Origin of the sequence: Methylobacterium carpenticola (assembly GCF_042748905.1) — a bacterium.
GTDB lineage: Bacteria > Pseudomonadota > Alphaproteobacteria > Rhizobiales > Beijerinckiaceae > Methylobacterium > Methylobacterium carpenticola.
On the sequence record NZ_JBHZEO010000001.1, the window covers coordinates 2,793,544 to 2,807,068 of the forward strand.

Below are 13,525 nucleotides of genomic sequence, written 5' to 3' on the forward strand. Positions count from 1 at the left end.
GGATTCCGGCATGGGATCGTGCATGGGTCTGTCAAAACCATCCTGAACGCAGATTAAACAGGCGCCAGCGTCAAATCAGAAAATGTGCTTCCAGAGTGTTATGCTTCGGCGCAATTGATCGCTGACGCGTTTGATGAAGCAAGATACTTTATAGTAGATATTAAATTACGTCAGGAATTTTAGGAATATCTATAATCTGTGCAGGCCCAGGTGACGGAGCAGCAGCAAGAGCACTTCTTAATCGCTCTAATTTTGGGGCCTGTGGCAATATACATCCAGCATTTTTCCTCATGACGAATTCGTGATGTCGATCATTTTGGCGTAAATACAAGATATGCAATTCTATATGCCTTGCAGGATGTTGTATGATCCCAATCATCGAGATCGGTCCCGCCGGGGGTATTTTTGTGCCATGCTCAAATCCGTAGCCGTTACGGGAAAGGCGTTGGTATGTCAGATCGTCCTGCCGGCCGTTACACGATCGGTGCGCTCGCCGCTCATACAGGTGTGCACCTGGAGACCATTCGCTACTACGAGCGGATCGGGCTGGTGCCCCCGCCGGCACGCACGCCGGCCGGTCACCGACGCTATGATGGCGAGGCGGTGCGTCGGCTGACCTTCGTGCGCCGCTGCCGCGACCTCGGCTTTCCGATCGAGAGCATCGGCGCCATGCTGAGCTTGGTGGACCGCCATGCGGTCACCTGTTGCGAGGTGCAGGCCATCGTGGAGCACCATCTCGCGGAGGTGCGCACGAAGCTCGCCGACCTTCAGCGGCTCGACCGGGCGCTCAGTGGCATGCTGAGCACCTGTCCGGGCGACGCCCGGCCGGACTGCCCGATCCTCGACACCCTCATGGAGGACGCGCCGGAGGGCCGGCCCTGACCGGCCGCGTCGGAGAATGCGGAACGCTTCTCCCGTCGCCGTCGTTTCGAGGCCGTCAGCCCGCCTCCGCGCGGCCGATCCCGCTCCCGGGGCGTGCCGCCCGGGATTTCACGCCGCGCTCGAACGCTCCTGACAGGAATCCCGCATGACGGCTGAGCAGATCCGCCTGATGACCTTCCTCGATCTGGTCGGCGGCTGGGTGACGCTGTTCGAGCTGTCCGGCACGCGCGCGCTCGCCAAGGATGACGACCTGTTCGTGCCCAGCCTGGTGGCACGGGGCTGGGCCGACCACGATCCGGACGGGGCCGCGATTCGGATCTCGACCACGGGCCGTGAGGTGCTGGACAATCGGCTCGACGATCCGGAAGGCCATTGAGGCCTCACCGGCACAGGGGACGCCGGCCGAGAGCTGACCCGAACAGGAACGGCCGAGGGGCTGCCGCGACGGTGACCCGCGGCACACGTCGGTTCCGCGCCGGTGCGCCGAGCTCGATCCCCGCAGATGCGGCCGGCAGCGGGCAGGCGGCGAGGCCGCGCGGGCATCCCGTCATCGGATCTGCGCCGCCCGGCTCACCGGGCATCGTCCTTCGCCGCCGTGATCATCAGGGAGGCCCAGGTGGGCACCCCGGACAGCGTGGCGGGCCAGCTCCGGAAATGCGCGCTCGGATCGTCCGTGCCGTCCGGTGACGCCTCCCTTCGACCCCGGTCCTGATCCGCGGTCGTGCGTTCGGCATCCACGATGGCTTGAGCGATGCGAACCACGAGATCGTGGCACGCGTCCGAGACGGCCTGCGCGTCGCCGTCGCGAACGGTCTGCACCAGCCTTGTCCCGGCCTCCTCGACGATCCGGCGCGCGGTGCGGATCGCATCCGCATGAGGTTCGTGCGGTCGCGGCATCAGCAAGCCTCCTGGAGGAGTGATGGGAGAGCACGGCGCGGCGATGCGGCACTCTCCTCCGGCTGCGGTGAGTCGATCGGGCGAGCAACGTAGGCGCGCCCGACCGCCTTCCAAAAAGCATCGCGCTCGATCCAGCTCAGTCGTGCCAGCCGCCGGTTGAGATCCGTCAGCCCTCGCGCTGCGTAGATGGTTCGTTGCGCGGCTGAGAGCGCCTCTGCAGCTTGGGTCATTCGCCCTCCCGGTTTCGGGGAAGTGCGGCTTGCACCGACTGATTTCACGCCTCCGAGCGCGTCGTCGCGTCCGGATGTGGGCCTAGGAAGCTCCGAGGCGGCCAAATCGTTCCAAACGAAGATGGGCTGCCCCAGAGGCGGGTGGCGGCCGTCGCGCAACCAGACAGAAAAGCCCGGCGAGGAAGGATCCCTCGCCGGGCGTGGCACGCAGGACATGCGGGGCCTTGAAGAAGCCGGTGCTTCCCAGGATCTTGCGGTGCGATCGGCCGGCTAAACGGACTGGCGTCGGCAAGCCAGCGCTTCGTCCGCTTCGATTGCCGGCGTGCCGCAGGTCTTCGTCGTGAAATCTTCTCTTCGTCGTGAAATCCGCGGCCACTTTTGCGGAATCGGCTTAGTTGATGACCCCGACGATCCGCCGGCTATGCGGGTCCACCAGGACCGGCTCGTCGTTGACGATCGTGTAGCGATAGCCGGGACGCACATGGTACTCGGCCGGCACGTCGTAATAGGTCACGCCCGATGAGGGCAGCACGGCCCCGACCCGGACATCCTCGCCGTAGCGGTACGAGGGGTGATGCCGCTCGCGCACGTAGGACCGGAAGCGCGGACGCTCGTCCACGCCCAGGATGCCGCCGACCGTGCCGGTCGCCGCGCCCACGGCTCCGCCGACGATGCCGCCCACCGGACCGGCCGCGGCTGCGCCCGCCGCGGCGCCTTCCTGCGCCCCGCGGATCGTGCCCTGGGCCTGCGCGGCCATCGGCAGGCCGAGACAGGCGACCGTCGCGGCCGCGAGAACGAACGTGTGGGTCATGGGATCCTCCTTCCTGTCAGGTCGGCGATGAGGCTCGAACCGCCTCAGTTGCAGCCTTCCTTGTGGACGGTCTTGGAATTGCCCATGCCGTCCTCCTTGTGGATGGTCTTGGAGCCGCAATCGACGCTGCCGGTGGTGATGTCGCGGTGCTCGACCACGCCCCCGCGATGTTCGACGGTCACGCCCGGGGCGCGATCGCGATGAACCACCGTGGTCTCCTCGGCCATCGAGACCCCCGACAGGCTGGTCAGGACGGCGACGGTGAGGCTGACGGCGAGAATGGTGCGCATATGTCGATCTCCTGGTGAGGTTGTCTGCAATCCAAACTGGAACCATAATCCGCTTTCAGGCATCCGGTTCCAGATCATCCTCATATTTCTTTGAGCACGCGGCGCTCATATGGCGGATTAATTTCTGGAAATGCTCTATCCGGAAGGCGCAGAGAGCGATTCTTGCGAAAGCAAGCTCGATGATATTCTGATAAGTCTCTTCCCGGGTCATGGGATAGTCGCATAAACGACGAACCCCGCGAAACGGTTGCAGCCTGATTCACGCCTCAGGGCCTCTCGCACCGCATGGCGTCGGCCGCCTCCGCGACCGAGAGCGCTCGCCGCCGGATCTCCAGCGGAACGTCCGGCTGGTCCGAGACCAGTGCCGCCTCGCGCTTGAGCGTGCGGTTGCACGCACAGGATGGATGACCGGCTGCATCGTAGCAGGCGTCGTGGCGCTGGCAGGCGGCGTCGAGCACGTCGGTGGGTTCCAGGCCCTCGCCCCGTTGGCCGGCGCCGCAGTAATTGCCGTGGAAGAGGTCTTTGCCCTGCAGCACCGTCGCGAGATCGCCCCTGGGAGGGGCCGGGCCTTCGTCACGCCCGCTCGGGTTGAGGTCGTTCGCGGGGCCGCCCGCCTGGGAGCCGGACCTGCGCAGAACCTGCGGGATGGCCGTCCGGGCATCGAGTTCGTCCGCGCGTCCGGCCGTCCGGGCGTTTGGGTCGGACAGCTCCGGCATGGGGGGAGGCGGCCCGGGCCGCGGCTCCTCGACCACGACCGCAGCGCCTTCCGCGGCCAGGACGGCGGTTGCCGACGAGGAGGCGGCAAGGACCAGCAGAAAAAGGCCAGCACGTCTGTTCACGATGAGCGTCCAGGTTGTGATCCGGCGGCCTCAACCCGAACAATGCAGCTTCGTTCCAAGGCCGAACCGGTCTCGGTGACCAAGCCGGTCTCGGTCCGGCTTCTCTCGCCGTTGCCGAGCCCTCGGCGGCGATGCCGGAGCGGAGAAGGGACCACGCTCGGCCGAGCCTCAACCATGGCCGAGACGGCAACAGCGCTCGTGGTTGAGGACGCAGGAATGACCTGGACCCAGCAAGCGAGAACAGCCCCGGCAACCCCGATGCTCGTGCCACCGCCCTGGGTCCCGACAGTGCAGGCTCGCCTCGCGCACTCCCGCAGCGAGGTCCAACACCGAGCAACGCAGGTTCGCATCTGAAACGACGCCGCGTGAACGCAGTTGCACGCCGTTTATCCAGGCCGGAATTCACGCGGAACCGTTTCCGGGGAGTGGTCGTTTGGAGGTTCAGCATCTGAAACGGAGGCATGATCTTGAAGAAGATTGCCCTTGCCATCACCGCGACCGCTGCACTCGTCGGTGCGGCGTCGTCCGCTCAGGCTCATGAGTGGGGCAGCGGTTACAGCTACGGCCCGGGCTACGGCCACCGCCACGTCGAGGTCCGTGAAGGCTATCGTCCCGCCCGCTTCTACCGCCACTTCGAGGAGCGGCCCGCGATGCGCGCCTACGAGCACCGCTCCTACGGCTTCCGGCGGCATCATCACTGGGACTCCGACGACTGAGCCGACCCGGCAGGTCATCGAAAGGGCGCCTTCGGGCGCCCTTTCTCGTCTGTGCTGCCGGGAGCGACGCCTGCGACGGTCGTCCCCTGCGCAGGGCCGAGAAGGAAAGCCTGCAGTCGGCAAGCCCCCAAGGACGGTCGCGGCGTGGTGCTTTCGGACGGCGCGCCGCTCGCCTCGGTAGGCTTCCGCGCCGGGTCATGCGCCGATGCGAAGGTAAAGTCGGCAGCGCAACCGGCCGCACCACAATCGCGGCACCGATGCAAGGCGACCCGGAGACCAGTTCGGCCTTGCGGATGTCATTCCTCGCCACGGGTCGGCTCCGGTTCACTATGGAATGACCGGCCAACAACTCTTGCACGCGATCCCGGCCAAGGTTATCGAAGGCCCGCCCGTGGGAGCCGCGACGCCGATGAGACTGTCCCTGACCGCAATGCCGAACCGCCTTGCCGCCAGGGATCCCTCACCGCATGTCAGCACAACTCTCGCTCCTGAACGTCACGTGGTCCGCGCCTGACGGGCGCATCGTCCTCTCCGACATCTGTGCCAGCTTCGCACAGGAGCGGACCGGCCTCGTCGGCCGCAACGGTGTCGGCAAAAGCACGCTCCTGAACCTCATGGCGGGACGGCTGCGGCCGGCGAGCGGCAGCGTCACCGTCCGCGGACGGATCGCGCTGCTGCGTCAGTTCGCGAGCCTTCCGCCCGATGAGAGGGTCGCCGACCTGTTCGGCGCGACGGCCGGCCTCGCACTGCTCCGCCGCGCCGAAGCGGGGGCGGCCACGGCCGATGAGCTCGCCGAGGCCGATTGGACGCTGGAGGAGCGCCTGATGGAGGCGCTGGACCGGATGGGCGTGGCGGTGAGTCCCGAGACGCCCCTGTGTCGCCTGTCCGGCGGGCAGTGCGCTCGCGCGGCACTCGCGGCGGCGATCTTCGCAAGGCCGGATTTCCTGCTCCTCGACGAGCCGACCAACGATCTCGATCGCGACGGGCGGCAGGCGGTGCGCGAGGTCCTGCACGACTGGCGCGCGGGCGCGATCGTGGTCAGCCACGACCGCTCGTTGCTGGACGCGATGGACGCCATCGTGGAACTCGGGCCCTCGGGCGCGCGCCGCCACCAGGGCAACTTCGACGCGTACCGCCAAGCCAAGGCGGCACAGGTCGCTGCCGCCGAGCACGACCTCGCCGTGGCCGAGAGAAGGACGGTCGAACTCGCGCGCAGGACCCAACTGGCCGTCGAACGCCAGCAGCGCCGCGATGCGGCCGGACATCGTCGGGGTGCGCGCGGCGACCTGCCCCGGATCCTGGTCGGCGCCCGCAGGGACAATGCGGAGAAGACGGCCGGAGGCAGCGCCCGTGCCGCAGGGCGTCAGCACGCCGAAGCTCACGAGGGCCTGGAGGAGGCCCGGAGCCGGATCGAGGCGGTCAAGCCGGTATCCGTCGCCGTCCCGACGAGCGGGCTCCATGCGGAGAGGCGCGTTCTCTCGCTCGCGCGCGTGACCATCGGCTATCAGCCGGGACGGCCCGTTCTGACGGACGTGTCGCTCGCGCTGACCGGACCGGAGCGCGTCGCGATCTCCGGGCGCAACGGATCGGGAAAGTCGACCCTGCTCGACGTCGTCGCGGGCCGCCTCACCCCCTGGTCGGGGCAGGTGTCGGTCGCCGTGCGCCCGGCCCTGCTCGACCAGCGCCTCAAGATCATCGACCACGACCGGACCGTGGTCGAGAACTTCGCCCGCCTCAACCCGGAGGAGGACGCGAACGGGTGCCGGGCGGCCCTGGCGCGGTTCCAGTTCCGGTCCGCCGCCGCGGACCGTCCCGTCTCGGCGCTGAGCGGCGGACAACAGGTTCGGGCAGCGCTGGCTTGCGTGCTCGGCAACGCGGCTCCCCCGCAGCTCGTGATCCTCGACGAGCCGACGAATCACCTCGACCTGGAAGCCGTCGAGGCCATCGAGGCCGGGCTTGCGGGATACGATGGCGCTCTCCTCGTCGTCAGCCACGACGAGGCATTTCTCCGGGCGCTGCGGATCACGCGGTGGCTCTCCCTCGACGATCTCGTCGACAGATCAGGCTGATCATGGCTTCCGCGGCCGAGGAGGCGTCCCGCCCGGACGACGAACCAGCCCGAGAGCCCCGCTCGGGATCGGCGACGCCGGCCGGTTCGCCCGGATTGAACGAGCCGAAGTTTCAATCGATGCCTCTCGATGAGCCGCATCGGTTCATCGATCGCGGAGAAACCCGTCTCGCCCGCAGCACAATGGCTGCCTTCCGAAGCATGCGTCGCGCCAATACTTATAAAAATCCGCCGATTTCATCTCAGGTAAAAGACTATATTTGACCGTATGACGCCAATAACCTTGAGTACGGGAGCAGATTTAACCGAGCTTGTCGGAAGCGTTAATTAATCGTTAGCTATATTCCGCGAAATGTACCCGTACACGAACGGGCCGTTTCATGTGCGCGAACACGACAACCATGTCTCCTGAAATGCGGCGGTCGACCGGGCTCCTGCTGCGGGCGATCGTCAGGACCGGCGTCAGCCTCGCCGCCCTGACGGCCTATGCCCGGGCAGAGGACGTCGGCGGCACGCGCACATCCGTCGTCAAGGTCGAAACCGGGGCGGCGGCCGGACGGTTCGGGGGACGGCGAAACAACGAAAGGGCGGGACCGGCCGGGACCGGGCCGGATCTGAATGTCAGCCTGTCCGGAACGCTTCTCGGCGAGGCGTCGGGCCGGGCCGGCCCGACCGTTCAGATCGGTTCGATCGGCGGCGCGGGTGGCTATGCCGGCGGGGTCGGCCTGCTGGCGACCCCGGGCGGCCGGGGCGGCGCCGTCACCTTCCTGCAGAGCGGGAGCGTGCGGGAGGGCATCGACACCGGAGCGGCCGGTGCGATGATCGACCTGTCCTCGACCGGGGGTGCCGGCGGCACCGGCTTTCTGGGCCTCCGACTGAACGCGGATGCCGCGGATGGGGGCGCGGGCGGCCGGGTGACCGCCACGATCGCGCGCGAGACCGCCACGACGGCCGCCAAGCGGGCCGTGATCCAGGCCGTGAGCCAGGGCGGCGCCGCGGGCGGGCGTCAGCCGAACCGGCCCGACGATGTGGGGCGGGCCAAGGGGGGCGAGGCCGGCTCCGTCTCGGTGACCGTTTCGCCGGGAGGCGAACTCGCGACGACCGGGAGCAACGCCGCCGGCGCGATTCTGGAAGCACGAGGCGGGCGCGGCAGCGACGGCAACCGCCGCTTCGTCACGGGGGGCGACGGGGGCAGCGCGTCGGATGATCCGGCCGCGCCCTCGGTGACCTTCCTGAATGCCGGGACCGTCCTGACGGTCGGCGACAGTTCGCCCGGCGCCGTCCTGCTCAGCCAGGGGGGCGACGGCGGCAAGGGGCTCGGCGCCGGGTCGCGGGGCGGGCGGGGCGGCGCGGGAGGGCGCATCGCCGCCGACCAGACCGGCGACATCGGCACGACGGGCGAGTACGCCTACGGCATCCTGGCGCAATCCGTCGGCGGCGCCGGCGGCCGCGGCGGCAGCGGGATCATCGGCGGGGATGGCGGGGCCGGCGGCGGCGGCGGCACGGTCTCCATCACCAATACCGGGACGATCGCGACCATCGGCGACAATGCCGACGCCATCGTCGCACAGAGCGTCGGCGGCGGCCGGGCGACGGACGCCTTCGAGGCCCGCAGCATCGTGCCGGGTGGCATCACCGGCGGTGGCGACGGGGGAACCGGCCGGTTCCTCTTCTTCTCGACCGGCGGCGACGGCGGCTATGGCGGCTCGGGTGGGAAGGTCACGGTCCGCCAGGGCGGACGGATCCTGACCATCGGCGATGATGCGATCGGGGTCGTCGCGCAATCCATCGGTGGCGGGGGCGGCTCGGGCAACGGCAGCAAGAGCTACGGCGCGTTCCTGTCCGTCTCGCTCGGCGGCACCGGCGGCGGCGGCGGCAATGGCGGCCAGGTCGAGGTTCTCGGCGCGCCGGGCGGACGGGGCGCCATCACGACTTACGGCGACCGCTCCTACGGCATCCTGGCGCAATCCGTCGGCGGAACGGGCGGGGTCGGCGGCACCGCGGCCTCGAACGCGGCCGGCCTGTTCGGCACCGTCTCGCTCGCGGTCGGCGGGGCGGGCGGCAAGGGGGGCGACGGCGGCACGGTCACCGTCGAGAACGTCTCCGACATCGCCACCGCCGGGTTCCAGTCCTTCGGCATTCTCGCGCAGTCGGCCGGCGGCGGCGGCGGTGTCGCGGCCGAGGCGCGGGCCTATGCGATCACGACCTCGCTTCCCCAATGGCCGTCCGTCACCATGACGCTCGCGGTCGGCGGGAGCGGCGGCGATGGCGGCCAAGGCAAGGCCGTCAGCGTCACCAACGACGCCACGGTCGCCACGAGCGGAGCGGGCGCCTTCGGCATCGCGGCCGTGAGCATCGGCGGCGGCGGCGGCATCGGCGGAACCGCGCGGGCGACGACCGACCTCATCGGGACCTCGCTCGATTTCGCCACCACGGCCGGCGTCGGCGGCACGGGCGGCGGGGGCGGCCGCGGCAGCGACGTCACCGTCCTCAACCGCGGAACGGTCGAGACGCTGGGTGATTACGCGACCGCCATCACGGCGATGAGCATCGGCGGCGGCGGTGGCATCGGCGCGACCGGCCTGACGAGCGCCGCCACGGGGATCTCCTGGAGCGGGCATCTCGATTCGATCGTCAAGTCGGTCGAACTCGGCAAGTCGTTCACCTACAATCTCGGGATCGGCGGGGCCGGCGGCGGCGGCGGAAGCGGGGGCAGCGTCACCGTCACCAACGAGGCCGCGGTGAGGACGCAGGGCTCCAACGCGATCGCCATCGTCGCCCAGAGCGTCGGCGGCGGCGGCGGAAACGGCGGCGGGTTCGATGGCGGCGGTTCGGGCAATCTGTCGCTGACGATCAATACGGGCGGCCAGGGCGGCGATGGCGGTGCCGGCGGCAAGGTCAAGGTCGAGAACGGGGGCAACGCCACCATCGAGACCAGCCAAGCCGGATCGCACGGCATCCTGGCCCAGAGCATCGGTGGCGGGGGCGGCGTCGGCGGGAGCTTCGCAGGCGAGAAGAAGTCCTATCCCGACCTGATCGAAACGACGAAGCTGCTCTACGCCAAGTTGACCGGCCGACCGTCCTCGGACCTCACCAAGCAGGCCCTGGCGGAGGGGGGCGACGCGACGCCGAGCACCGGGACCTTGCTCGGGCAGTTGTTCCGGGATGGCTACGGCGCCTACAAGACGTATGACGGCGTCAAGACGCTCACATCCGCCGCCAAGCAGGACCCCGACGCGCGGGCCGGCTTCAAACTCACGAAGGAAGGCCTCAAGCCCTCCGACCGAACCTTCCTCGGCGGATTCAAGGCCGCCGCCTTCAAGATCTTCAAGGAACGCTTCAAGCTCTCCAGCGGAACCGTCCTCAACGGATACAAGGCCGCGACCGACAAGAATGTATCGACGGGAGAGAAGGTCGTCAACACGGGCGGCTACGTCGTGATCGGCGCCCTCCAGCAGATATTCATCGACAGGTTGAAAGAATTCAACCAGGATATACTGAAATCCAAGAAACAGCCGAATCCGCTCAACCTCGGTGTCACCGTGGGGGTCGGCGGGACCGGGGGCAAGGGCGGCGCGGGCGCGGCGGTCGAGGTCTCCAATGCCGGAACGATTTCGACGGAGGGCGACTCGTCGTTCGGCATCCTGGCCCAATCGATCGGCGGCGGCGGCGGAATCGGCGGGGCGAGCTACACGGCCGGCGCCAACATCCTGAACCTCAACGGGAGCGTCGGCGGCAGCGGCGCGATCGGCGGCGCGGGCGGGGCGGTGACCGTCACGAATACCGGCGCGATCGAAACCCGAGGGGCGACCTCCTACGGGATCTTCGCGCAGAGCGTCGGCGGTGGCGGCGGGATCGGCGGCGGCTCGGAGAACTCGAACGGCGTGTCGATCTCGGCGAATCTCGCGATCGGTGGCGCGGGGGGCGAGAGTTCGAACGGCGGCGCGGTCACGATCAAGAATCACGGCACCGTGACGACTTCCGGCGGCTCCTCGCACGGCATCGTCGCGCAGAGCGTCGGCGGCGGCGGCGGAACCTTCACGCTGCGGCGGGCGGAGCCCGGTGCGGCCCTGGACTTCGCGGTTCCGCCCACGGACGCCGACCTTGCGAACGCGGATGCGCTCGACGCGCTGATGAAGGCGCTCGGAATCTCCGCCAGCGGCGGGACCGCGGGCTACGACAACACCACGACCATTCTCCCGAAGCCGAGCCTCAACCTGTCGGTCGGCGGGAGCGGCGGCAAGGGCGGCAACGGCGGTGAGGTCATCGTCGACCAGCGTGGGAGGATCACGACCTCCGGCGATGCGGCGTTCGGCATCTTCGGGCAGTCGATCGGCGCCGGTGGCGGGTTCGGGGCGAACGGATCGGGAGCCGGCATCCTGCAACTCGGTGCCGGCATCGGCGGCAAGGGAGGTGTCGCCGGACATGGCGGCACGGTGACGATCACCGTCACGGGCGACAGCGCCATCGCGACGAGCGGCTTCGCCTCCCACGGCATCTTCGCCCAATCGATCGGCGGCGGGGGCGGCTACGGTGGCACCGGGGCGATCTCGCACGGATTGGGCAGCGCTCCGCGCTTCGTCCGGGACGACGCCACCAGCGGCAACGGCAACACGATCACCATCGCGACGCGGAACGGATCGCGGCTCGACATCGCCACGAGCGGCAAGGCGGCCCACGGCATCTTCGCCCAGAGCCTCGGCGGCGGCGGGGGAGCCGTCACGAACGCCGATGGGGAGGCCGTGCCCGTCGTCTCCTCGATCCGCGGCCGGATCGCCGCCGGGGGCGTCGGCGGCGACATCGGCATCGACGTCAAGGGCAACATCTCGGCCACGGGCGAGAACGCCGACGCGGTCCTTGCGCAATCCGGCGTGCAGAAGGCGGACGGAACCATCGACCTTGCCCGCATCAGCGGCGCCATCGACGTCGCGCTGAGTGGCGCCGTCCAAGGCGGCAGCGGCTCCGGCGCCGCCATTCGCCTGGACGGCAGCAAGGCCAAGACCCTCACGATCGCCGCCGGATCGACCGTCTCCGCGGTCTCGGGTCTCGCCGTTCAGATGACCGGGTCGAGCATCGCGAACAAGGGCCGGACCGGCAACACGCTGACCAACAACGGCGCCATCTTCGGCAACGTCGACATGAATATCGGCGGGGGGATGGGCCAGAACATCGTCTACAATGGTGTTGAGAGCGCGGATGCACGGATCGTGCTGGCGGACCGGGGCGCGATCGGCCTCGGCTCCGGCGGCCGGTTCGAGAATAGCGGCATTCTCGATCTCGGCGGCGTCGGCAAGGTTGCCCGGGCGGAGCTGACGGGGAACTTCGTTCAGATGCAGGCGGGCCGCCTGCTCGTCGACGTCGACCCCTTGGCGCCGGACGCCGCGCTGCGCAGCGATCATCTGACCGTCACCGGGACGGCCGACCTGGCGGGGACCGTGAAGCCGACCGTCATCCGGGGCCTGCTGCCCGGCGACTACACCTTCCTCACCGCCGGGAGCGTCCGGTCGGCGACGGCGGCGGCCCCGAACACCGCGATCCAATCCGACTCCGTGCCGGTATCCTGGGCCATCGTCCAGTCGGGAAACAGCCTGGCCCTCAGGCCGACGGCGAACTTCGTCTCCCCCCTCGGCATGTCGTTGACCGACGATCAGCGCAGCGCAGCGGAAGCCTTGCAGGAACTCTGGAACACCGGATCCCGAAACCAGGCCAGCGTGTTCTCCGACTTCCTGGCGGTCCGGAGCCGGTCCAGCTACTCGGCCGCCCTCGACGAACTGAACCCGGAATCCATCCAGGACGTCCTGCACGGCCGCGCGGCCGATGCCCGCGCGGGGCTCACGCGCGCGAACAGCTGTCCGGCCTTCGTCGGAACGGGCACGCTTCAGCAGGAGGGCGACTGCGTGTGGGGCCGCGTGGCCGCCGGCCACTCCGCCATGTTCGCGACGCCGGACGACGGCGCCTTCAAACAGAGCTCGTTGAGCTACCAGGGCGGCATGCAGACCGAGTTCGTCCCGAACTGGTTCCTCGGTCTGAGCGGAGCCTATACCCGCGCCGATCTGCGTGATGCGGACAAGGTGACGGGCTCGAAGACCGATGCCGCCGACGTCTCGCTCGCGCTCAAGCATCAAGCCGGACCGTGGCTGTTCGCCGTCTCGACGAACCTCGGCTACGCATGGTCGGACAACCTTCGCTCGATCGATATCGGCGGCAGCAACTGGCGAGCCCTCAGCAAATCCGAAGTGTTCACCGCGGCCGGCCGCCTGAGGGCCAGCTACCAGTTTCTCTTCGACGGCTGGTACATCAGGCCCTCCGCCGAACTGGACGTGCTGTACACGCATAGTCCGGCCTATTCGGAGACCGGAGCGCAGGCGCTCAACCTCGATATCCGCGAGCTGAACAAGACGATGTTCGCCTTCAGCCCGAATGTGGAGATCGGTGGCCGGATCGACCTCGATGATGGGCGGTGGATCCGCCCCTACGGCAAGTTCGGCCTGACGAAGTTCTCGGACGACCACTTCATGTCGCGGGCCAGCTTCCAAGGCAGCGGCGGCCTCGGCGTGTTCTCGACGGTGTCACGGATCCCGGATCTCGTCGGCGATGCGGGTCTTGGATTGCAGGCCCGCTTCGGGAACGGCCTTGAACTGGTGGGCGAGTATCAGGCGCAGATCGGCGACCGCTATCTCTCGCACATCGGCAGCGTTCGACTGCAAGCCAGGTTCTGAGCATCATTCTCGAACCGGCCGCTGCTCGGCTGCGCAGTGCGGCGCAAGCAAGACGCCAAGCGGATTTGCATGA

9 protein-coding genes are annotated in these 13,525 nt (G+C 68.6%); 5 read left to right on the plus strand and 4 right to left on the minus strand.

Annotated features, from left to right (window positions below):
- Positions 1–450: 450 nt before the first annotated feature.
- Positions 451–882: a MerR family transcriptional regulator gene (locus tag ACE101_RS13190; protein WP_379130010.1), complete on the plus strand. Its 432-nt coding sequence runs from the start codon at positions 451–453 to the stop codon at positions 880–882.
- 145 nt (positions 883–1,027) lie between these two features.
- Complete coding sequence (locus tag ACE101_RS13195) at positions 1,028–1,258, plus strand: hypothetical protein (RefSeq protein ID WP_379130014.1); 231 nt, start codon at positions 1,028–1,030, stop codon at positions 1,256–1,258.
- Positions 1,259–1,452: 194 nt separating this feature from the next.
- Here the strand turns inward: ACE101_RS13195 and ACE101_RS13200 are convergent, their stop codons facing one another.
- The 4 genes from ACE101_RS13200 to ACE101_RS13215 form a co-directional block, all read right to left on the minus strand.
- Positions 1,453–1,779, minus strand: coding sequence for a hypothetical protein (locus ACE101_RS13200; RefSeq protein ID WP_379130016.1), 327 nt, complete (start codon positions 1,777–1,779; stop codon positions 1,453–1,455).
- A 621-nt stretch (positions 1,780–2,400) separates the two neighbouring features.
- Complete coding sequence (locus ACE101_RS13205) at positions 2,401–2,820, minus strand: DUF1236 domain-containing protein (RefSeq protein WP_379130019.1); 420 nt, start codon at positions 2,818–2,820, stop codon at positions 2,401–2,403.
- Between the two features lie 44 nt (positions 2,821–2,864).
- Complete coding sequence (locus tag ACE101_RS13210) at positions 2,865–3,110, minus strand: hypothetical protein (protein ID WP_379130022.1); 246 nt, start codon at positions 3,108–3,110, stop codon at positions 2,865–2,867.
- Positions 3,111–3,376: 266 nt separating this feature from the next.
- Complete coding sequence (locus ACE101_RS13215) at positions 3,377–3,826, minus strand: phospholipase A2 family protein (RefSeq protein ID WP_379130026.1); 450 nt, start codon at positions 3,824–3,826, stop codon at positions 3,377–3,379.
- A 584-nt stretch (positions 3,827–4,410) separates the two neighbouring features.
- On the opposite strand from ACE101_RS13215, the gene ACE101_RS13220 reads away from it, so the two are divergent.
- The 3 genes from ACE101_RS13220 to ACE101_RS13230 all read left to right on the plus strand — a co-directional run bounded on the left by ACE101_RS13220 (position 4,411) and on the right by ACE101_RS13230 (position 13,452).
- Positions 4,411–4,665, plus strand: a complete 255-nt coding sequence (locus ACE101_RS13220) for a hypothetical protein (RefSeq protein ID WP_379130028.1) — start codon at positions 4,411–4,413, stop codon at positions 4,663–4,665.
- Positions 4,666–5,132: 467 nt separating this feature from the next.
- The gene (locus ACE101_RS13225) at positions 5,133–6,734 is read left to right on the plus strand and encodes an ABC-F family ATP-binding cassette domain-containing protein (protein WP_379130029.1); all 1,602 of its coding nucleotides are present in this window, start codon (positions 5,133–5,135) and stop codon (positions 6,732–6,734) included.
- A 412-nt stretch (positions 6,735–7,146) separates the two neighbouring features.
- Positions 7,147–13,452 (plus strand): autotransporter outer membrane beta-barrel domain-containing protein, encoded by a 6,306-nt coding sequence (locus tag ACE101_RS13230; RefSeq protein WP_379130031.1) that lies wholly within the window; start codon positions 7,147–7,149, stop codon positions 13,450–13,452.
- Positions 13,453–13,525 lie beyond the last annotated feature (73 nt).